The following is a 21,073-nucleotide window of genomic DNA, read 5'->3' as shown; positions in this document are numbered from 1 at the left end:
GCTAGCTAGCTTAGCGTTCATAGAGGAGAGGTGATAGCGATGCTGTTGAACCGTGAATCAAGTGGCAAACGGTGGCGAATCAGGCCGGATGGGCTGGGGAAGGTAACAGGCCGCCTTGCTTATTTGACAGATATGTCGGCAGCAGGCATGCTCTATGGCCGGGTTCTGCGCAGTCCGCATCCTCATGCTCTTATTCTCAGCATTTGTACCGAGAAGGCGCAGCAGCTTGAAGGTGTTCATGCCGTGCTGACCCATCTCGATGTACCCGGATTGAACCGCTATGGCATTGCCCATCAAGATCAGCCTGTTTTTTGTGAAAATAAAGTTCGGTATGTCGGCGATGCAGTGGCAGCTGTAGCCGCAGAGACGGCTGAGCTAGCCGAATATGCTCTTACTCTCATTGCTGTCGATTATGAGCTGCTGCCGATCGTTGCCGATGCGGAGCTGGCGCTTTTGCAGGATGCGCCGCTGCTTCATCCACAGGGGAATATTCTTCACCGCAGCCAGTTTAATAGAGGGCAGCTAGGCAGCGGGTTCGCCGCCTGTACGCATATTGTAGAGGATACGTATTTCACGCCGAGGCAGATGCACACCTATATGGAAACCGAAGGCGGCTTGTTTGTGCCGGAGGAGGATGGGCGGTTGACGGTATATTCGCCTACTCAGCATGGGTTTATGGATCGTCTGCAATTATCGCGAATTACCGCGATGAAGCAGGAGCGAATCCGCATCGTCTCAAGCCCGATTGGGGGCTCCTTCGGCGGCAAGGATGAATTGAATGTACAGCCTTATGGCGCGCTGCTGGCGCTCAAAACAAATCGCCCCGTCAAGCTTCATCATTCCAGATGGGAATCGGTTCGAGCGGGACTCAAACGTCATCCGATGAAAATTTCGATGAAAACCGGTACAGATGCGAGCGGCCGACTGCTTGCGCATCAAGTGCGGATTATCGCCGACACTGGCGCGTATGCGACGCTGGGAGCAGAGGTACTTAACTTTGCCGTTGAGCATGTACTTGGACCATACCGCTACGAGCATGTGGAGGTAGACGGTTATTCCGTCTATACGAACAACGGAATGTCCGGCGAGTTTCGCGGCTTTGGCGGAAACCAAGCGATTTTTGCATTGGAAGGGCAGCTTGACCGGCTTGCAGAGAAGCTTGGCATGGACCCTTGGGAGCTGCGGCGGATGAATATGCGTATGCCGGATGATCCGGGCCCGTTCGGCCAGCCAATCGTCGTAACCGAAGGTGCCATGCAGGTGTGGAATGCAGCTGAAGCGAGCGGCTTGTGGCAGGAAAGAGGGGTGCCGAATCGAGAAGAGGAGCGCGAGCCGTGGATTAAGGTGGGTATTGGCTCAGCCTTCACCATGCACGGCGGCGGGCTGGGTGTAGGCATTCCCGATCCGGCAGGCGGCAGGCTCTTGTTGGCAGCCGATGGCCGTATTGAAGCGATATTCGGCTACGAGGAATTTGGGCAAGGCTTGCTTGCTACGCTTGCGCTGATGCTGATCGAGCAATTCGGTTTGGCTGAATCCGATATCCGAATGATTATCGGGGATACCGATCTAGTGCCCGACAGCGGCTCTACAACAGCTTCTAGAGCGACCAGCATGATGTGGAAGACGCTGCAAAATCTGAAGGCGCCGTTTACCTCGCAAATGCTGGAACGGGCGGCGGAGCTGCTGGGGAAATCAGCTGATAAGCTCGCAATGGGAGTAGGAGGCATTTATGAGACGGCAAGCGATTCCTTGCTGCTGACATATAAGGAGCTGGCTGAGGCAGAAGGAAAGCGGATAAGCTGCTCGACCGCCTTTCAGTTCCCGACATCAGATACCCCACGAACAGGAGCCCATTTTTTATATACGTATGCGGCTGTTGTTGTGAAGGTCGAGATTAATCAGCTGACGGGAAGAGTGAGGGTGCTTGACCAATACCATGCGGTAGCGGCAGGACCTGTCATGAACCCGCAAGGCTTTCTTGGGCAGATTGAAGGCGGCAGCAGCATGGCGCTTGGATTTGCGATTACGGAAGATGCGGTTATGCAGCAGGGACAATATATGACGAAAAATTTGGATACGTATTTAGTTCCAACGATTGTGGAGCATCGCGGTACGGTCAGTGTTGAGCCGATTGAGCATTTGCCGCATGGAGATAGCTACGGTCCGCGCGGCATTGGTGAAGTAGGCTCGATTACGCTTGCTCCGGCCATCGCCGCTGCCATTCATCAGGCGGTGGGCATTCGCGTGACGAAGCTGCCGATAGAGCCGGAGCTGCTGCAAAATGATTGTGCTTTTGCTTTTGCTGAAGAGGCGGTGATCAAGCGATGAGCAAGCATGAAATGCTGGGAACGCCGCGAGGCGCAGAGCAGTCGGAGCTGTCCTGCACCATCAATGGCGAGGAAATGAAGCTGGAAGTGGCGGGAGCAAGACGGCTGCTGTCCGTACTGCGGGACGATTTAGCGCTTACGGGAACGAAGCGTTCCTGTGAAATTGGGCGCTGCGGCGCCTGTATGGTACTAGTAGATGGCAAGCCGATCAATGCTTGCTTAACGATGGCCTACCAATGCGCGGGCAAGCAAATTACGACAATTGAAGGCATCGGTGCGGCTGATGGAGGCATGGACCCCGTACAGCGCGCTTTTCTCGAAGAGGGAGGCTTTCAATGCGGCTACTGCACGCCTGGCATGATTATTTCGGTTAAGGCGCTGCTGGATCGAAGCCCTGACCCAAGTGAAGAAGAAGTAGAAGAAGCACTATCAGGCAATATTTGCCGATGCACCGGCTACGGAGGCATTAAACGGGCCGCCCAGCGGGCGATAGAGTGGAGGAGGGAAGCGCCATGAAATTGGACTTGTTAAATACGATGAGCCGTGAGGCATTTACGGAAGCGCTTGGCGCAATTTTTGAACATTCGCCTTGGGTGGCGGAACTGGCATGGGAGAATAAACCGTTCAGCTCGGTTGAACAGCTGCATGAGAGCATGGTAAATGCGGCATATACGGCGGGAGAGGAGCGGGTGCTTGTGCTTATTCGCGAGCATCCCGATCTGGCAACTCGAATCAGCATTGGCGAATATTCCACAAAAGAGCAGCAAGGGGCGGGACTTAGCCAGTTGACGCCTGAGGAGTATGGGCAGTTTGCAGCGATGAACCGCCAGTATACGGAGAAGTTTGGCTTTCCATTTATTTTGGCGGTTCGTGGCAAAAGCAAAGCAGACATCCAGGAAGCGATGGCAGCGCGCATCGACAACAGCCTTCAGGAGGAACTAGAGGAGGCGAAATGGCAAATCGCCCGCATCACATCCTTACGCCTCAACGATTTAATAGAGCAGTAGAACGTACAGGTTTATACCAAAATGGATATAGAACAAAGGGAGAGGGTATACATGTTGAAACTTCACAGCGGACGTACACTTTATTATGGCAAAGGGGATGTACTGACTTACCGCACCTATGCTGCTCCACTGGTGGTGAAGTCCATTCCAGAATCGGCTTTTACTGGCGATACGAACGTGATTTTTGCCCATAATATTACATTTGCAGTAAGTGGCGAGACGCTGCTGACCTCTTTCTCCAAAGGCGACAATACGCAGGTCGTAGCGACGGATTCGATGAAAAATTTTATTTTGCGGCAAACGGCCGACTTTGAGGGGAGCACGACAGAAGGGCTGCTTGCGTTTATCAGCAAGCAATTTCTTAGCCGCTATCCGCATATTGACGCCATTGAGCTGAGTGCAGACCGCATTCCATTCCATACGCTTGAAGTGGCAGATGGCAGTGACGGACTGGTGGATAGCTCGCTTGTATACCGCCGTTCCCATAATGATCATGCGAGCGCTTCGATGAAGCTCGTCCGTGACGGCGAAGAGGGAGCGGCCGTTATAGTGGAGCATGAGTGCGCCATTACTGATTTGCAGCTTATTAAAGTTAGCGGCAGCTCTTTCTTTGGATTTGTCCGCGACGAATATACGACACTTCCGGAAAGCTTCGATCGGCCATTATTTATCTTTCTAAATATATATTGGACCTATGGAGATGTTGAACATGCCGTAGAAGCGGGCTCAAGGCAATACGTAGCAGCCGAGCATATCCGGGATATTACCCATAATGTGTTTCACGAATATAAAACGCCATCGATTCAATATTTAATTTATCAAGTCGGCTTGCGTATTTTGACCCGTTTCCCGCAATTGGCGGAGGTGCGGTTTGAATCGAACAACCGGACATGGGAAACGGTGGTTGACCATACCGAGGAGGATGCAGCCGCTGTCTATACCGAACCGCGCCCGCCATTCGGCTTCCAAGGCTTTACGCTTACCCGCGAGGATTTGGCTCATGAGGAAGCTTCCTCATGAGCGGCAAAATAACGACGCATGTGCTTGACATTTCCACGGGAAAGGCTGCGGCAGGGATGGAGCTGGAGCTGTGGCAGTTGAGTGAGGAAACGGGGGAACGGCTGCTGCTTCAATCGGCTGTGACCAACGGGGATGGACGGCTGGAGGCTCCGCTGCTTGCTGGCGAGGATATGAAGCCGGGTGTCTATGAGCTTGTGTTTGAGGCTGGAAGCTTTTTGTCACGCGATAGTGGCACGGTGCAGGCATCGTCGATTGAATTTATTTTTCAGCAAATACCGATTCGTTTTCGCGTTAACGATGCGCAGGCGCATTATCATATTCCGCTGCTTGTTGCGCCGGGCGGCTACAGCACTTATCGCGGTACTTAGGAGCTGCGAGGAAATTAGCGTCACTTTATTTCGTCGTAGTCTCTTAGAATAGTTTGGTAGACAGATAGGCTTGGCTTATGGGGGAAAAGGGGTGGATAGGCATGGCTTCCTACTATGATTGCATCGTTATGAATGGTTTTGTTGTTTTGACTGGTGAAGTGAAAAAGCTGGATATAGGCATTCGCGATGGCCGCATTGCTGCCTTGGAGCAGTCACTCGCAGGTGCCGAGGCCGGCTCCCGAATCGATGCGGAGGGACAGTATGTGCTGCCCGGCATGGTCGATATTCACGTGCATTTCAATGAACCGAATTTGGGGCATTGGGAAGGCTTTGCGAGCGGGTCAGCCGCACTAGCTGCCGGAGGAGCGACCTGTTACGTAGATATGCCGCTCAATGGCAATCCTCCGACTGTAACGACAGAGGCGCTTGCGCTGAAAGCAGACCAGGCAGAAGGCAGCTCGGCTGTTGATTATACGTTCTGGGGCGGACTCGTCCCAGGAAAGCTGGAGGAGCTTGCTCCTATGTTCGAAGCGGGCATCGTCGGCTTTAAAGCGTTTATGTCCAATCCTGGCGGCGAAGGAGAAGGACGTTTTCGCGAGGTGGATGACTGGACCCTCTATGAGGGGATGAAAAAAATCGCCGAGCTTGGCGGCTTTGTCGCCCTGCATGCCGAGAGTGACGCCATGACGTCCCAGCTCGCTGATGCCGCCCTTGCAGCCGGGCGCTTTGATGCTGAGGCATTCGCAGCCTCTCGGCCGATTATTGCCGAGCTGGAGGCGGTAAATAAGGCGCTGCTGTTCGCGGAGCAGACGGGCTGCCAAGTGCATTTTGTTCATATAAGCAGCTATGACGCGGTGGAGCTGATTGATCGCGCGAAGCAGCGCGGCTTGCCGGTAACGGTGGAAACCTGCCCGCATTATTTACTGCTGACGCAGAAGGACATGACGGCGCTTGGAGCGGTTGCCAAATGCGCGCCTCCATTGCGCGGCGAGGAGCAGCGCGAGGGATTGTGGCGAATGATTGGCGAAGGCAAGCTGGATGTTATCGCTTCAGACCATTCGCCATGTCCGACTTCGATGAAGGTGGATGCTGCTAAAACGTTTTTCGAGGCATGGGGAGGCATATCCGGCGCACAAAGCAGCATGGAGCTGGTGCTTGGTGAAGGGTGGATCAAGCGTGGGCTGCCGCTGCCATTGCTAGCCTCGCTGCTGTCGGGAGGACCTGCTCAGCGCTTCGGGCTTTATCCGCGAAAGGGAGCTATTGCAGTCGGCTCGGATGCCGACCTGGCTATTGTTGACCCTAATGCGGCTTATGAGCTGCTGGAGGAAAATTTATTATATCGGCACAAGCATAGCCCTTATGTGGGAAAAGAGATGGCCTGCCGAGTCGTGGCAACACTCGTTCGAGGAACCGTTGTCTATTCGGTCGACGGCGGTTTGGCAAGGACTGCATCGGGTAAATCGCTGCTCCCGATTGAGGTCGGGTCGGAAAAGGGCATGATGAAGGGGAGCGTTTGAGATGACAATGACTAGCAAACTGCAGCTCGCCTCCTTTGTCCCTAAGCTGCTGGAGGAATTGTCCCAGTTCGGCGCTGATCCGCGTGGTGGTGTGACAAGGCTGCTTTATACGGATGAATGGCTGGAGGCGCAGCAATATTTAGCCCAGCAAATGAGAGAATGGGGCATGGACGTTTATTTTGACCGGGTAGGCAATTTGTTTGGCCGGCTGCAAGGCAGTTCAGGAGAAGGACCCGTTGTTATGACGGGCTCCCACATCGATACGGTGCAATCAGGCGGATACTATGACGGGGCTTATGGTGTCGCTGCTGGGATTGCCGCTTTGGCGCATTTGAAGGAAGCTTATGGGCAGCCTGTAAAGACGCTTGAGGTAGTCTCGCTCTGCGAAGAGGAAGGCAGCCGTTTTCCGCTTACGTATTGGGGATCGGGCAATATGACCGGGCTGTATGATACGGAGCAGGACGCGGAGCGCTATGATGCTGCGGGAATTAGCCTGCAAGCGGCGATGCTCGCCTGCGGCTTCGGCAAACCGGAGCAGCGTGACCCCCGCAGATCGGATATTGCAGCGTTTGTAGAACTGCATATTGAGCAAGGACCTGTTTTGGAACAGCGGCAGCTCAGTGTTGGCATTGTTGAGGCCATCGTAGGGCAGCATCGTTATACGGTAACGGTGGGAGGAACAGCCAATCATGCCGGGACGACGCCAATGCCGCTGCGCCGCGATGCACTGGCTGGAGCAGCTGCGATGATCGTGCAGCTGGAGACGGAAGCGATTTTAACCGGATCTCCGCTCGTTGCTACGGTTGGGAAGCTGACGACAACGCCAAATACGCCGAATGTCATTCCCGGCTCCGTAAGCTTTACGGTCGATGTTCGCCATATTGATAAGACAGCCATTCGACAATTTTGCCAAACCGTTTTTAAACAGTTTGAAGAAATTGCTGGCGAACGGGAGCTTTATGTGACGATTGAACAATGGATGGAGGCAGCACCTGCTCCAATGGATCGGCAATTGCGTGAGCTGCTGTCACGAATTGCTGAGCAAATGTCTCTGCCTTATACGGTTATGCCGAGCGGAGCGGGGCATGACGCCCAGCTGCTGTCAGGCGTGTGTCCTACAGCGATGTTATTCGTTCCCAGCCGCGGCGGCATCAGCCATTCGCCAGATGAATATACATCGCCGGAGCAACTGGTAGATGGGACGGCGATACTGTCAGCATTGTTGTATGAGCTTGCTTACGAGGAGAAATGATGATGAAGAGCTACCGAGAGCTGTCGCCTTCCCCCCGCACGATTATGACGCCCGGCCCTGTTGAGGTTGACCCGCGTGTGCTTCGTGCGTTATCTTATCCTATACTGGGTCAATTTGACCCCGAGTTTACGGCGCTTATGAATGATACGATGGAAATGCTGCGCAGCTTGTTCCAAACGGACAATCGCTGGGCTTATCCTATAGATGGAACGTCGCGTTCAGGCATTGAAGCGGTACTTAACAGCTTGATTGAGCCGGGAGACAAAGTGCTGGTTCCGATTTATGGCCGTTTCGGCAATCTGCTTTATGAAATTGCCGAGCGCTGCGGCGCAGAGGTTGTGGCGCTGGATAAGGAATGGGGCGAAGTTTTTGAGCCGGATGAAGTCATCGCCGCAATGAAGCATGAACGTCCGGCGCTTGTGCTCATGGTTCACGGGGAAACGTCCACAGGCCGGATGCAGCCTTTGGAGGCGATTGGCAAAGCATGCAGGGAGCAAGACATTCTGTTTGTCGTTGATGCCGTTGCGACCATCGGCGGCGTTCCCGTTGAGACGGACGCCTGGTGTATAGATGCAGTCATTGGCGGCACGCAAAAATGCTTGTCCGTACCATCGGGCATGGCCCCGATCACTTATAACGACAGGGCGGAGCGGAAAATTGCTGCCCGCAAAAAGGTCGAGCGAGGCCTGCTCGCCCCTGGTGATGCTGTCAGCGGCAATCGCCGTCCGGCTATTCAGAGCAACTATCTGGATTTGAGCCAGCTTCAGGATTATTGGGGGCCAGCAAGACTCAATCATCATACGGAGATGACCTCGATGCTGTATGGCTTGCGCGAAGGGCTGCGAATTTTGCTCGCTGAAGGGCTTGAGGAGCGATTCGCTAGACATCGCAGGCATGAAGCTGCACTAATGTCAGGGCTTGCAGCAATGGGATTAACCTTGTATGGAAATCCAGCCTGCAAGCTTCCGGTTGTTACTTGCGTGATGATTCCAGAGGGCATTGACGGAGAAGCGGTTCGCAGCATGCTGCTAAGCAGCTTTGGCATCGAAATCGCCAGCTCGTTCGGAGTGTTAAAAGGGAAAATCTGGCGCATTGGCACGATGGGCTACAGCTGCAGCCAGAAAAATGTGCTGCATGTGCTTGGTGCACTTGAAGCGGTGCTCATTCGGCATGGCGCAGTTGTGCCAGCTGGAGAGGGCTTGCAGGCGGCACTAGCTGTGTATGATTCGTACGATCGTTAAACTTATGCTATTTTATACCGCCGCCCGGGTTTTTCCTGGAAATATAAGAAAGTATACGAATTCGCCATACTTTCTCTCTATTTCTCGGACTGAAACGCGCCAAGCCGCTAGAAGACGGCTTTCGGCCGTTTAACCTGGTTCGGCGGTTTGCTATAGCTTTGACTAGCATTTTAAATTTAAAGGAGTGCTTACGATGAAAGATGTAGTGGTACGGGAGCAATTGAAAAAACTGCCCAAAATCGATTTGCACTTGCATTTGGATGGCAGCGTTTTGCCCAATACGCTGCGCGAGCTGGCAAAGGAGCAAGGTAAGGAGCTGCCCGTTGAAGCAGGCAGCGATCTTACTCCATGGATGCTTGCAGATGAGAGCTGCAATAGCTTAAAAGAATATTTGAGCAAATTTGCTTTTGTCGAGCCCTATTTGCAAACGCCAGAGGCGCTGGAGCGCGTAGCTTACGAAGTGGTTGAGCAATCGGCGAAACAAGGCTGCCGTTATATCGAGGTGCGATTTGCACCGCTGCTGCATATTAAAGGAGGTTTGTCTCTGGAGGAGGCGATGCGCCACACCATTCATGGCTTGCGGCGTGGAGAACGGGATTTCGGCGTAAAAGCGCGGGGTATCGCCATCTGCCTGCGCCATGACGCTTATGAGCGCAATGAACAGGTCATACTGGCCGCCGCTAAGCTGCATGGCGATGGAATCGCAGCGGTAGATTTGGCTGGTGATGAAGCATCCTTCCCGCCAGAGCTGCATCGTTCCTTATTTAATCTCGCAGCGAGCAAGGGGCTGCCGATTACAATTCACGCCGGGGAAGCGGGCGGCGCGCAAAATGTGCAGGAAGCGATTGAGAGCCTTGGAGCCACCCGTATCGGCCATGGCGTGCGCATTACGGAAAATCCTGCTATTATGGAAATGGTACGCCGTACAGGCACGCCGCTGGAGCTATGCCCGCTAAGTAACATACAGACAAAGGCGGTTAGCGGCTGGGACGCTTATCCGATTAAAGCCTTTCTAGCAGCAGGCATTCGGGCGACCATTAATACGGATAATCTGACGGTTTCGGGTACGACGATTGGTTTGGAATATGAGCTGTTGATGCAAAAATGCGGCGTGACGCTGGAGGAAATCGGCAGGCTGATTTTGAACAGCGCCCATGCGGCCTTTTTGGAGCAGGATGAAAAACGGCAGCTAATTGCCGACATAGAACAGGGGCTTGCAGCTGCGGGAGTGAAGCCTGCCGTATAAGGAGAGTCCCTGATTCGGAAACAATGGAGGAAATGACGTATGCGAACCATTTTAGCCGTAATTGGGGATTATTATCATCCAGCGGAGGCCATTGCCGAAGGCTTGCAGCAAAGCTTAGCGCCATTAATGGCGTCGGGGGACATCGAGCTCAGCTATACAACGGTCAAATATTTGGCGGAGGAGCTGGCAGCAAAGCCAGATGCGGTCATATTGTACAAGGATAATAATATGAATCCCGCTGATGAACAGGTACAGCAATGGCTCGGCGAGGAGACAGAGCAGGCGATATTGCGGTATGTCAGGGCTGGTGGAGGCTGGTTCGCTTGGCATTCCGGGCTTGCATCGTATCCGGCAGATGGTGGCTACGTGCAGATGACGCGGGGTTATTTTCAGCATCATCCCGAGCAGAAGCTTGTGCATTCTTTAACGGTTGAGCCTGCTTGGCGTCCAGGCGAGGAGCATGTGAATATAGCGGCAGATCTGGCGTTTGAAACGGTCGATGAGCATTATTTTGTCCATTGTGATGAAGCAGCAACAACGGTATTTATGCGTACGTATTCCGAGGATGGGCAGTCGATTGGCGGCTGGTCCCATGCCTACGGAGAAGGCCGCGTATGTTGCTTGACGCCCGCGCATAATCGCGAAAGCCTGCTGCATCCGGTGCTGGGCGAGCTGGTGAATTCCTGTGTGCAGTGGTGCGCGCGGATGGCGTAGCTTTGCCGCCAAAGGACGGCGAAAGCCGTTTCACCTTGAAATATAGGAAAGGACATGATGTTTCCATCCTTTCTCTATATTTCTCGGACTGAAACGCGCTGCGCCGCCAAAGGACAGCGACAGCCGTTTCACCTTGCAAGATCATTTTGGCTATATATATGCTTGAAAAGCGCGGTTCCTGCAAATGATAGAGGAACTGCGCTTTTGTCTGCTATAATAAGATCATAAGCATTACGATTAGAGGGTGGTGGGTTCGAATGGATAAAGTGATAGATGAGCAATGTGACGACACATGTATAGGGACGAAGCAGGAGGGCGCAGATCTGCTTACCGCAAAGGTTGAGGAGCAGACGGCCATTGATTTGGCTGAAATGTTCAAAGCGCTAGGCGACCCGACGCGGGTTAAAATGATTTATGCGCTGCTTTCGCAAGAGCTGTGCGTGCATGATTTATGCGTCGTGCTGGATATGGCACAGTCGGCAATTTCACATCAATTGCGCTATTTGCGCAATGTGCGCATCGTAAAGCGCCGCAAAGTCGGGAAAACCGTCTATTATTCGCTTGACGATGATCATGTAAAGGAAATTTTCATCCAGACACTGCAGCATTTGCATCACAGCTAAGTGCTGCGTCCAGATAAGGAGAGGATCTAGACGTGACAGAAATGCCGCCAATTATTATACAGGCTAGCGAGGAACATATTGCGGACGCTGTCGCTTTTGCAGCGCTAGTACGTAAAGAAGTCATGCCAATGTTTTCGTCAAATGGTTTGTCGCCTGATCTCGTGAATTTCTCGGAGCATTATTTGCATCAAGCGGGAGCTGGTTTTTTTCTGGCCCTTTCAGAGCAAGGGGAAATACAGGGGTGCATCGGTGTGCAGCCCTATGATAACCGAATTGAAACGGCTATGTATGAAGCGGACCGCCCAGCCGCCGAAATTGTAAAATGCTACGTAGCGGCAAGCAGCCGCAGAAGCGGCCTAGGCTCGCTGCTTACAGCAGAGGCCAAACGTTTTATCGCACAGCAGGGCTATAGCGTAGCGTATTTGCATACACATCGTTTTCTAAAGGGTGCAGTCGATTTTTGGCAGCGTCAGGGCTTTGCCATAACGGCTGAAGATCAGGATGAATGGCAGACGGTACATATGGATGCGAGCGTTACATAAACGTACTTATAACCAGATCGATTCAGGCGCGTAGCGCTTGGGTCGTTTTTTTTGACATAGATTGGGTCAACCCTTGACATACCCCCATGGGGTATTATATGATAAACGCAACAACAGATACCCCCATAGGGTATAAAAAGGTGGCAATCAGGATGGAAAACAGGCAAACAACGCTGGAAATTTCGGGTATGACATGTGCGGCATGCGCGAATCGCATAGAGAAAGGATTAAATAAGCTGGAGGGCGTATCGCAAGCGACAGTCAACTTTACAATGGAGACGAGCCATGTCGAATATCGTGCAGATACGATTGATTTGGCTGCGGTCATTAAGCGGATCGAGCAGCTTGGATTTACAGCTGAGGAGAAGGTAGAGCAGAAGCAAGGAACGGATCGCCGGCGTGACGAGATCCGCAAGCAGCAGCTGAAGTTCATCCTATCGGCGATATTGTCTCTGCCGCTTTTGTGGGCGATGGCCGCACATTTTTCATTTACGTCGTTTATATGGGTGCCAGATTTATTGCTTAATCCGTGGTTTCAACTGGCGCTGGCGACCCCTGTACAATTTATAATCGGCTGGCCCTTCTATAAGGGGGCATTTAATGCGCTGCGCAGTGGGGGCGCGAATATGGATGTCTTGGTAGCGCTTGGAACTTCGGCAGCCTATTTTTACAGCTTGTATTTGACGTTGAAGCCTGAAGAGCATGTTGGAATGGCTAATATGCCCGTTATGCAGGAGCTGTATTATGAGACAAGCGCCTTGCTCATTACGTTGATTTTACTTGGAAAATGGTTCGAAGCGCTCGCTAAAGGCCGCTCATCGGAAGCGATTCGCTCGCTCATGGGTCTGCAGGCGAAAACTGCACTCGTTGTGCGCGACGGCTCCGAAATGAGCATCCCGGTCGAGCAGGTAATCATTGGCGATCAGCTTATTGTGAAGCCGGGTGGCAAAATTCCGGTCGATGGCGTAGTGCTGGACGGTAGCTCGGCGATAGACGAATCGATGCTGACTGGAGAAAGTCTCCCTGTTGACAAGCAGTCAGGTGATCAGGTATTTGGGGCGACTATTAATAAAAATGGCGTCTTGCGTATTCAGGCTACGAAGGTTGGCAAAAATACGACGCTGGCGCAAATTATTCATATTGTCGAGCAGGCACAGGGCTCGAAAGCACCGATTCAGCGAATAGCTGACCGTATTTCCGGCATCTTCGTTCCGATCGTTGTCGGTATCGCCGTTGTTACTTTCGCCTTGTGGTTTTTATGGATCGAGCCCGGTTTATTCGCCGAAGCGCTGGAGAAAGCCATCGCGGTGCTCGTTATAGCATGTCCTTGCGCGCTCGGACTTGCTACTCCAACTTCTATAATGGCTGGATCTGGCCGGGCAGCAGAAGTAGGCGTCTTGTTCAAGGGCGGTGAGCATCTAGAATCAACGCATCATATTACAGCGGTACTGCTTGATAAAACAGGTACGGTGACGGAAGGCAAACCTTCACTGACCGATGTTATCGTCCAAGGTGATATGCCGGAGCAGGAACTGCTTGCCCTCGTTGGCGGAGCCGAGAAAAGCTCGGAGCATCCGCTCGCAGAAGCTATTGTAGCTGCAATTGAAGCGCGGAACATTGCTCTTCCCGAAGCTGCTGAATTTACAGCAATTCCGGGCTTTGGCATTCGGGCAACTGTGGCGGGCCGCGATGTAGTTGTCGGAACACGTGCTTTAATGGAGCGTTACGCTGTTGCACACAACGGTGAAGCGTCAATGGCCGAGCTGGAGGAAGCCGGAAAAACAGTTATGCTGACGGCTGTTGATGGTCAATATACCGGCATGATTGCGGTTGCGGATACGATTAAACCTTCATCCAAGGAAGCGATTGACCGTCTCAAGCATCTCGGCATTCAGGTCATGATGATTACAGGAGATAATCCGCGGACTGCAGCGGCTATTGCAAGTGAAGCGGGGATTGAGCATGTCATCGCAGGCGTGCTGCCGGAAGGCAAAGCGGATGAGGTCAAAAAGCTTCAGGCGGCCGGCATGAAGGTAGCGATGGTCGGGGACGGCATTAATGATGCACCGGCATTGGCAGCAGCGGACATTGGCATGGCGATGGGTACAGGAACGGATGTCGCGATGGAGACGGCAGATGTTACGCTTATGCGCGGCGATTTAAACAGCATTGTCGACGCCATAACGATGAGTAAAAAGACGATGAGCAACATTAAACAAAACCTGTTCTGGGCGCTGGCCTACAATGTCATCGGTATTCCTATAGCGGCAGCGGGCCTGCTCGCTCCTTGGCTGGCAGGGGCGGCGATGGCGCTGAGCTCCGTATCGGTTGTACTCAATGCCCTGCGCTTGCAGCGGATGAAAATCAAAGCGTAATGCTAATGGCAGGGTTGCCCGTCCACCTATGAATCGGGTATTCTAAAAGGGTAATTCATTTCGTTTCTGGGAGAGGACAGCATCCAATGAATAAAAATGCAAAAATTGGCGGCGGCGGCCTTCATCACATCGCGCTGCGCGCATTTGACTTTGAAGCAACCGTAAAGTTTTATACAGAAGGACTCGGCTTTACGCCAAGACATAGCTGGGGTGAAGGGGATGGCCGCGTTATTATGCTCGATAGCGGCGATGGCAACTACCTTGAAGTATTCGCTGGCGGCAAGGCGCCGGTGGCGGACGAAGGCTCCTATTTCCATTTAGCTTACCGCTCCGAAAATATAGAGCTTGCCGTTCAGTCAGCAGTAGCTGCTGGCGCGGTAGTAACGGTGGAAACAAAGGATGCTGTGCTTGGCGACAATCCGCCAACCCCAGTGAAAATCGCCTTCGTAAAAGGCCCGAACGGAGAGATTATTGAATTTTTCCAAAGCACAGGTGACAATCAGCTGTAAGCAATCGGCAGGCTATAAGCAAGAATCATCATCTTGTGTCAAAAATGTTGGAACAGCCGAAGGCGATGCCTTCGGTTGTTCCGGCTTATGGCCTCCCATTATGAAGGCGGGCCGCTATTTTTAAAATATAGGAAAGGATATGATGTCGCCATCCTTTCTCTACATTTCTCGGACTGAAACGCGCTGCGCCGCCCAAGGACGGAGTCAGCCGTTTCACCTTGTTAGCGGTTTTAGTAGTAAGGAGGGCTTGCATGGTCGTTGTTATGGTAGTTGCGGCGCTTGCGCTGCTATTTTATTTGTTTTTCATATTGCCGACGCAGTGGTTTAAGGTGGAGCGTTACCACTATCCGGCGGGGTTAGGGCTCAAGGTGCTGCAAATTAGCGATCTGCATGTTGAAAATATTCGTATCAGCCCAAGGCGAATCCAGAAGCTGATTGAAAGGGAGCAGCCGGCATACATATTTCTCACCGGAGACTTTACCCAGAGGCTGAGCTATTTACCGAAGGTTAGGCAGTATGTGAAAGTGATTTGCGCAGCCGGCATTCCGGTTTATGCGGTGTATGGCAATCACGACCACCGGATAAAGCCTTCCGGAGTGCGCGAACTGAAGAAGCTTCTGGAACGGGAAGGCGTTATCGTTCTGACTAACGAGAGCATCGATTTAGGTGCATTTCAGCTGGTTGGAATTGATGATTGGAGCAGCAAAAAAAGCAAGCCGGGAAAAGCTTTTCTCCACGTTGATCAATCAAAGCCCATTATCGTGCTCGCACATGATCCCAATACGGTGCTTCATATTAAGCATTCCTATGATTATCTCATGTCGGGTCATTTTCATGGCATGCAGTTTAATGTTCCATTTTTGTTCCGGTTTATTAACAAGGGAAAGCTCGCTGCTTCTGGCTTTTATAAAGGCCAGCATAAATGGAGCAACGGCACCTTCTATATTTCCAAAGGCATTAGCCAGACCGAGCCCAACGCCAGATTCCTTATTCGCAGTGAAGTAACGGTGCATCAATTGTAGAACGGCTATAGCAAAGGGGGAACGTACCAATGATTTATGTAGTTAGACATGGGCAAACCGATTATAACAAGGAACAAAGAATGCAAGGAAGGTCGGGACTGCCATTAAATGTGCAGGGGATAAAACAAGCGGAGCAGCTAAGAGAGAGACTGCGGGACGTCACTTTTAATTTTGTATTTTCCTCGCCGCAAGAAAGAGCTGTGCAAACAGCTGAAATAGCAACCGGCGCAACTGCCATAATAGATGCTAGGCTCGATGCTTTCGATTTAGGGGAAGCGGATAAATTAAAAGCGAGTGAAGTGAAAATGAAAGGTTTTACTCCTGATTCAAGCGTCTATAAAGGAGTAGAAGAAACCGATCATTTTGCTGAACGAATTTTTGGTTTTATGAGTGAGCTTGAGGCGAAGAATGAAGGCAAAGAGGTTAATATTTTAATATCCGGACATGCTTGCACAACGGGCTGTATTGGTGCTTACTTCAATGGCATACCGGATGATGGAAATATTACGAGGTACTCATCAGCTAATGGGGACTACAAGACATATGAGTTCAAATCAGTGTTGGCCGATTAGCAAAATAAAAGATGTCGTAAGCAGCTTATCCTTATGAGGAAAACGAGCTGCTTTTTTCTATTGCAAAAAACGCATCGTACACTCGCTATAAGAAGCAGAGTATACGATGCGTTTCGCTTAGCAGAGGAATGTTTCTCCTCTATTTCAGGACTCACATTCCTCTGCAGTCAAGGCGAAGAGAAGGTGATCCTCCCAAACCCCATTAATTTTTAGATAGCGAAGGGCAAGGCCTTCTTGGCGAAAGCCTGCACGCTCCAGAACACGAATGGAAGGCGTGTTTCGCGGCATTACCCCAGCTTGCAAGCGGTGCAGACCGAGCTGCCCGAAAGCATAAGCGGTGACCAAGCGAACGGCCTCCGATACATAACCGTTGCCTTGATGAGCTCGATCGAGAAAATAACCGACATTGGCATTTTGCAAGGGTCCTCGTATCACATTAGACAACTCAATTCGGCCAATTAACTGCTGCCCCAACATAATGCCGAATGGAAAAGAAGCAGCTTCAGCCTGCTTCTGTATGCCAAGACTAATATGCTCCTGCTGGCCTTCCAAGGTCAGGAAGTTATCGGGGCGAACGGGATCTATAGGCTGGAGCAAGGCTTGGTTGCTTAATCTAAGCACAAGCATGGCCTCGGCATCAGCAAGCTCAAGGGGCTTTAAATAAATGCTCTGCTTTATTGTCATCTATCGGTCCTCCTTTCTAAATAGCCGCACCTGAAATCGAAGGTGCGGCCAACGGGGATAGAAGCGGGCATTTAAAAAATGCTAAGCTTAAACGGCTTCTTGTATAGCGGATAAAGCCATTTGACCCCACTCGGCGTCAACGTATCTGCGAATAAATGGGATAAGTATCCGATAATGGCCACTCGCATAATGCCTTCAAGATGAAGCTGCTGCTCCAGTCCCCAGGCGATTGCGCCCCATGCCGCGGTAGCCCATACCGTATGGGTCATGCCGCGATGCTTGAGCCAAGGCGCCACAGCCACGAATGCACCCAGGCCGATAAGCCAGTTCATGCCGAACCAGAAGCCGCCATACACAAAGGCTCCACCGATAGCGCTGACAAGTGCATTGCGGATGACGCCGCGTTTCGCAACGAGTCCAAGCAGCACGACGCCAACGGAAGCAACAAGCAGCTTCCAGCCAACGGTATGATTGACCACATACAAGTAGCTGACAATCGCAATCATAATAACGCCGCCCCAAATGAGCAAATCATGAATGAGCTTGGACACTTTGCCGAGCTTGCTGCTCAAAATACTGGGGCCATCCAGATCCGCGCTTAAGGCGGAGATCGCGGCAACGGCTACATAAGCAGCCGCATTCGCAGGAGTGAAGGAATAATAAGCTGCCGCACCGGCTCCAATAGCCATGCCAATCGTAAGATGTGTCGTGCCTTTCATTGTTCCTCCTAATGCCTGGCTATTATCCAGCTGTGTATTCAAACGTATGTTCGCTATGTTATTATACTAGAAACAGCCGAAGGGAACAAGAGTGCGCATCATTTCTTTCGTATATTACAAGTGGGGAGGTATAAGAATGGAAGAAACGATTATGTTTTTTGAAACGCCTGACGAATGGCGCAGCTGGCTGGAGCATAATCATGAGCAGGAGGCGATGCTTTGGGTCGGTTTTCGTAAAAAAGGCAGCGGGAAGCCATCCATTAGCTGGCCCGAGTCAGTAGATGAAGCGCTATGCTTTGGCTGGATTGACGGCATTCGCAAAAGCATAGATGAAGAGAATTACAAAATACGCTTTACGCCGCGGAAAAAAGGAAGTATCTGGAGCTCTGTTAATATACAGCGTGTTACGGAGCTAAGTGAAAGCGGACTAATGCAGCCAGCAGGGCTTGCTGCTTATGAACGGCGCAAGGAAGCGAAATCTTCCGTGTATGCTTATGAGCAGAAGCCGGAGCATATTGTACTGGCGCCAGAGGAGGAAGCGGCTTTCAGGAAGCAGGCAGCGGCATGGAGCTATTTTCAGGAGCAGCGTGCAACATATCAGAAAACGGCCCTGTGGTGGGTGATCAGCGCCAAGAAGGAGGAGACGCGCAGCAAGCGGCTTCGCACCTTGATTGAAGACTCCGCCAGCGGACGAAACCTACAGCAATTTACGCCAATCGTCAAAAAGTGACAAGCGTAAACGGCCGAAAGCCGTCCTCTGGCGGCAAAGCTACCGTTTCGCGTTGAAATATAAGCCGGTTATACGAGGGAAACTTATAAATGCTTATATTTAAAGAAAATTTTTTTTGTTTCTTTTTTGCAACACTTTTCGCCGTATCTGCGTTGTATAGTTATTAGCATAGAAACGAGTAAGGGAGCGGTACAAAATGAAAAAAGCAATTCTCAGCGCAGCACTCGCCATCGCTTGTTTATTAACACTAGGTTTAGCCGTAGATAATGGCAAAGGTAATGCATCCAGCAGCCCGATTAATCAAACGACCGTCTACATGGATCATATAATGAAACAAAATAACGCCTTCGTCGTTACATATGATGAAATTCAGTGGTACGAAGGTGAGGCGGCGAACGTTCAGTTCCGCCAGCATGAACAAGATGCTGAAATGACGGATGCACCAGATGGCTACTACATTGTCAATGACGATCCTCAGCTTCATGACCTGCCGATTGCAGCAGATGCTGAAGTATTCATGCAAATTTACAATCGTACGGGCAACGCTGCAGAAGCAGATATTCAATGGAATGAGCCGATCACCGTTGACAAATTCGTCTCGATTATGAATTCCGATGATCCATTTCATCTGAAAAATTTCCCTTATCACGTTACGATTAAAGACGGGGAAATTGTGAAAATTGTTCAGCAATATATCCCGTAAGCCAGAGTGTGAATCCGGGGCATTCGAGCCAAGGAACACATAACCCTAACTCTGGACTTGATGAATAGCTGCAAGCGAAGCTGTTATGCGATTATGCATAGCAGCTTTTTATTTTGCATTAAAAAAAGTTGATGACAATCGATTGACACAGGAATGAAGGCCATGGTATCATTCCTGATAGTAAATATTACGAATAGATAACGAGCTAAAGCGCTCGTTTTTTATTTGAATACTAATCGTAATGATTACATATATTTAGCGCGAAAGATATGCCCGAAAGGGAGAGGGAGCTTGGTTATGCTGTTATTGAAGGGGAATAAAACGAATAAACGATTATTTTTCACCATCCTGCTGCTCGTTCTGTCTATGGTCATTGCAGGCTGCGGAAAAGCTGGAAATCCATCATCGGAGACCGGAAATGCTGGTCAAAGCACTGCTGCTGCGGAAAATAAAGCGGGAAAAAAGCTGACGCTGCTCTACCATTTTAAGAGCGGAAGTTTGGACCCGCATAATGATTATATTGTTTTGAAAGCGGGCGTAGTTGAAACGCTTGTACGTATGGATGACAAGCTGGAGCTTCAGCCGTGGCTAGCGTCCGAATGGGAGTCGGTAGATGCCTCAACGTGGCGTTTTACAATCCGCGAAGGCGTTACCTTTCATAATGGTGCCAAGCTTGATGCGGCTGCTGTTAAAGCTTCGCTTGAACGCGGCATAGGCGTGAACAAGGCGCTGGACACGACACTTAAGATCGCTTCTATGAAGGCGGAAGGCCAAGAGCTTACCATTACGACAAAGGAGCCACTGCCAGCTTTTCCATCTGAGCTTGTAAATCCATATAGCGGCATTATCGATGTGGCGGCTGAGCAAGCAGTGGGTACAGAAGCGTTTAATAAGGCGCCAGTCGGTACGGGGCCCTTTCAAGTAAAAGGCTTCACGCCGAATATGGAAATCAATCTGGCCCGTTATGACAGCTATTGGGATGGTGCCGCACAGCTTGAAGAAATTACGTTCAAATTTAATGAGGACGGCAATGTACGGGCACTGGCGCTTCAGGCGAAGGAGGCCGATCTAGCATTTCAGCTTCCAGCCGAAATGGTCGATGTCATTAAACAGGATCAAGACTTGAAAATAGAGTCGCTTGCTGGCTTGCGTGCGCATTTCCTGCTTTACAACCAACAGCAGCCCGCTTTAAAAGACGTACTGGTCAGACAGGCGCTGGATTTGCTCATTGACCGTGAAAGCATGGCGAAGGACGTCATGCTGGGCAATGCTTCTCCTGCCAATGGTCCATTTAACGCGAATTTGCCTTTCGGCAGCAAGGAAGCGGTCCAACCGCTCGATACGGGCAAGGCGAAGCAATTGCTCGAACAAGCCGGCTATGCACAAGGCAGCAGCGGCAAGCTGGAGAAGGATGGAAAGCCGCTGACCCTTGAGCTTGTTACTTATAAAGGCCGGCCAGAGCTTCCGCTCATTGCCCAGCTCCTGCAATCCGATGCCGCTAAAATTGGCGTAACGTTAACGATAAAGAACGTTGAAAATGTAGATACGTATTTGCGGGATAATAGCGATTGGGATTTGGCCACTTACAGCAATTTGACAGCTCCGCGCGGGGATGGAGGCTTTTTCCTGAATTCGGCGTTTACAGTTGGAGGTTCGCTTAATCCGGCTAATATTAGCAGTGACGAACTGAGCGCAATCCTTGCACAGCTGAATGCTACGGGTGACGCAGCGCAGCGCGTAAAGCTTACCCAAGCTGCCGCTGCGGTAATTAAAGCGCAGGCTCTGCATTCCTATGCGGTCTATCCAAACATAATTGTAGGCATGAATAAGAAGGTGACTGGTTGGACACCAGGACCTGAAGAATATTACTTAGTTACAAACAAGATGGATGTGTCTTAACGT

At 51.2% G+C, this 21,073-nt stretch carries 20 protein-coding genes and 1 pseudogene; 19 read left to right on the top strand and 2 right to left on the bottom strand.

Translation table 11 applies throughout. From position 1 onward, the window contains the following. Positions 1 to 39: 39 nt before the first annotated feature. The 16 genes and pseudogenes from pucD to ACSR9A_RS20355 all read left to right on the top strand — a co-directional run bounded on the left by pucD (position 40) and on the right by ACSR9A_RS20355 (position 16,335). On the top strand, positions 40 to 2,328 hold the full coding sequence (gene pucD / locus ACSR9A_RS20430; RefSeq protein WP_473759229.1) for a xanthine dehydrogenase subunit D: 2,289 nt from the start codon (positions 40 to 42) through the stop codon (positions 2,326 to 2,328). Next, positions 2,325 to 2,843, top strand: a complete 519-nt coding sequence (locus ACSR9A_RS20425) for a (2Fe-2S)-binding protein (RefSeq protein ID WP_473759228.1) — start codon at positions 2,325 to 2,327, stop codon at positions 2,841 to 2,843. The genes pucD and ACSR9A_RS20425 overlap by 4 nt, the downstream gene beginning before the upstream one ends. Further along, entirely contained in the window at positions 2,840 to 3,334 is a 495-nt protein-coding gene (gene uraD / locus ACSR9A_RS20420; RefSeq protein WP_473759227.1) for a 2-oxo-4-hydroxy-4-carboxy-5-ureidoimidazoline decarboxylase, read from the top strand. The genes ACSR9A_RS20425 and uraD overlap by 4 nt, the downstream gene beginning before the upstream one ends. A 51-nt stretch (positions 3,335 to 3,385) precedes the next feature. After that, complete coding sequence (pucL, locus tag ACSR9A_RS20415) at positions 3,386 to 4,354, top strand: factor-independent urate hydroxylase (RefSeq protein ID WP_473759226.1); 969 nt, start codon at positions 3,386 to 3,388, stop codon at positions 4,352 to 4,354. After that, positions 4,351 to 4,722 (top strand): hydroxyisourate hydrolase, encoded by a 372-nt coding sequence (uraH, locus tag ACSR9A_RS20410; RefSeq protein ID WP_473759225.1) that lies wholly within the window; start codon positions 4,351 to 4,353, stop codon positions 4,720 to 4,722. The genes pucL and uraH overlap by 4 nt, the downstream gene beginning before the upstream one ends. 101 nt (positions 4,723 to 4,823) lie before the next feature. Beyond that, positions 4,824 to 6,239 (top strand): allantoinase, encoded by a 1,416-nt coding sequence (locus ACSR9A_RS20405; protein WP_473759224.1) that lies wholly within the window; start codon positions 4,824 to 4,826, stop codon positions 6,237 to 6,239. Position 6,240: 1 nt separating this feature from the next. Next, positions 6,241 to 7,491 carry an allantoate deiminase gene (gene allC / locus ACSR9A_RS20400; RefSeq protein WP_473759223.1) on the top strand — a complete coding sequence of 417 codons (1,251 nt, stop codon included), beginning with the start codon at positions 6,241 to 6,243 and terminating at the stop codon, positions 7,489 to 7,491. A gap of 2 nt (positions 7,492 to 7,493) precedes the next feature. Then, entirely contained in the window at positions 7,494 to 8,732 is a 1,239-nt protein-coding gene (locus tag ACSR9A_RS20395; RefSeq protein WP_473759222.1) for a pyridoxal-phosphate-dependent aminotransferase family protein, read from the top strand. 193 nt (positions 8,733 to 8,925) lie between these two features. Further along, a complete protein-coding gene (gene add, locus ACSR9A_RS20390) occupies positions 8,926 to 9,978 on the top strand; it encodes an adenosine deaminase (RefSeq protein WP_473759221.1) in 1,053 nt (350 codons plus the stop codon). A 39-nt stretch (positions 9,979 to 10,017) separates the two neighbouring features. Next, positions 10,018 to 10,692 (top strand): ThuA domain-containing protein, encoded by a 675-nt coding sequence (locus tag ACSR9A_RS20385; protein WP_473759220.1) that lies wholly within the window; start codon positions 10,018 to 10,020, stop codon positions 10,690 to 10,692. A gap of 257 nt (positions 10,693 to 10,949) precedes the next feature. Beyond that, positions 10,950 to 11,315, top strand: coding sequence for an ArsR/SmtB family transcription factor (locus tag ACSR9A_RS20380; protein ID WP_046233172.1), 366 nt, complete (start codon positions 10,950 to 10,952; stop codon positions 11,313 to 11,315). 41 nt (positions 11,316 to 11,356) lie between these two features. Further along, complete coding sequence (locus tag ACSR9A_RS20375) at positions 11,357 to 11,857, top strand: GNAT family N-acetyltransferase (RefSeq protein ID WP_473760180.1); 501 nt, start codon at positions 11,357 to 11,359, stop codon at positions 11,855 to 11,857. A gap of 125 nt (positions 11,858 to 11,982) precedes the next feature. Continuing rightward, a pseudogene (locus tag ACSR9A_RS20370) lies at positions 11,983 to 14,232 on the top strand (heavy metal translocating P-type ATPase); the annotation flags it as partial. Positions 14,233 to 14,318: 86 nt separating this feature from the next. Beyond that, positions 14,319 to 14,741: a VOC family protein gene (locus ACSR9A_RS20365; RefSeq protein WP_473759219.1), complete on the top strand. Its 423-nt coding sequence runs from the start codon at positions 14,319 to 14,321 to the stop codon at positions 14,739 to 14,741. Positions 14,742 to 14,992: 251 nt separating this feature from the next. Next, the gene (locus tag ACSR9A_RS20360) at positions 14,993 to 15,763 is read left to right on the top strand and encodes a metallophosphoesterase (protein ID WP_473759217.1); all 771 of its coding nucleotides are present in this window, start codon (positions 14,993 to 14,995) and stop codon (positions 15,761 to 15,763) included. A gap of 29 nt (positions 15,764 to 15,792) precedes the next feature. Next, positions 15,793 to 16,335 (top strand): histidine phosphatase family protein, encoded by a 543-nt coding sequence (locus ACSR9A_RS20355; RefSeq protein ID WP_473759215.1) that lies wholly within the window; start codon positions 15,793 to 15,795, stop codon positions 16,333 to 16,335. A 144-nt stretch (positions 16,336 to 16,479) separates the two neighbouring features. Here the strand turns inward: ACSR9A_RS20355 and ACSR9A_RS20350 are convergent, their stop codons facing one another. Further along, the gene (locus ACSR9A_RS20350; protein WP_473759213.1) at positions 16,480 to 17,019 is read right to left on the bottom strand and encodes a GNAT family N-acetyltransferase; all 540 of its coding nucleotides are present in this window, start codon (positions 17,017 to 17,019) and stop codon (positions 16,480 to 16,482) included. Positions 17,020 to 17,090: 71 nt separating this feature from the next. Continuing rightward, a complete protein-coding gene (locus ACSR9A_RS20345) occupies positions 17,091 to 17,738 on the bottom strand; it encodes a metal-dependent hydrolase (protein WP_056037893.1) in 648 nt (215 codons plus the stop codon). Between the two features lie 136 nt (positions 17,739 to 17,874). On the opposite strand from ACSR9A_RS20345, the gene ACSR9A_RS20340 reads away from it, so the two are divergent. The 3 genes from ACSR9A_RS20340 (at position 17,875) to nikA (ending at position 21,070) form a co-directional block, all read left to right on the top strand. Continuing rightward, on the top strand, positions 17,875 to 18,468 hold the full coding sequence (locus ACSR9A_RS20340) for a YdeI/OmpD-associated family protein (protein ID WP_473759211.1): 594 nt from the start codon (positions 17,875 to 17,877) through the stop codon (positions 18,466 to 18,468). A 196-nt stretch (positions 18,469 to 18,664) separates the two neighbouring features. After that, positions 18,665 to 19,171 carry a hypothetical protein gene (locus ACSR9A_RS20335; RefSeq protein ID WP_473759209.1) on the top strand — a complete coding sequence of 169 codons (507 nt, stop codon included), beginning with the start codon at positions 18,665 to 18,667 and terminating at the stop codon, positions 19,169 to 19,171. Between the two features lie 297 nt (positions 19,172 to 19,468). Continuing rightward, positions 19,469 to 21,070, top strand: coding sequence for a nickel ABC transporter substrate-binding protein (gene nikA / locus ACSR9A_RS20330; protein ID WP_473759207.1), 1,602 nt, complete (start codon positions 19,469 to 19,471; stop codon positions 21,068 to 21,070). Positions 21,071 to 21,073 lie beyond the last annotated feature (3 nt).

This window comes from Paenibacillus sp. R-74696, from assembly GCF_055814915.1.
This window is presented reverse-complemented; position numbering and strand designations above follow the sequence as displayed.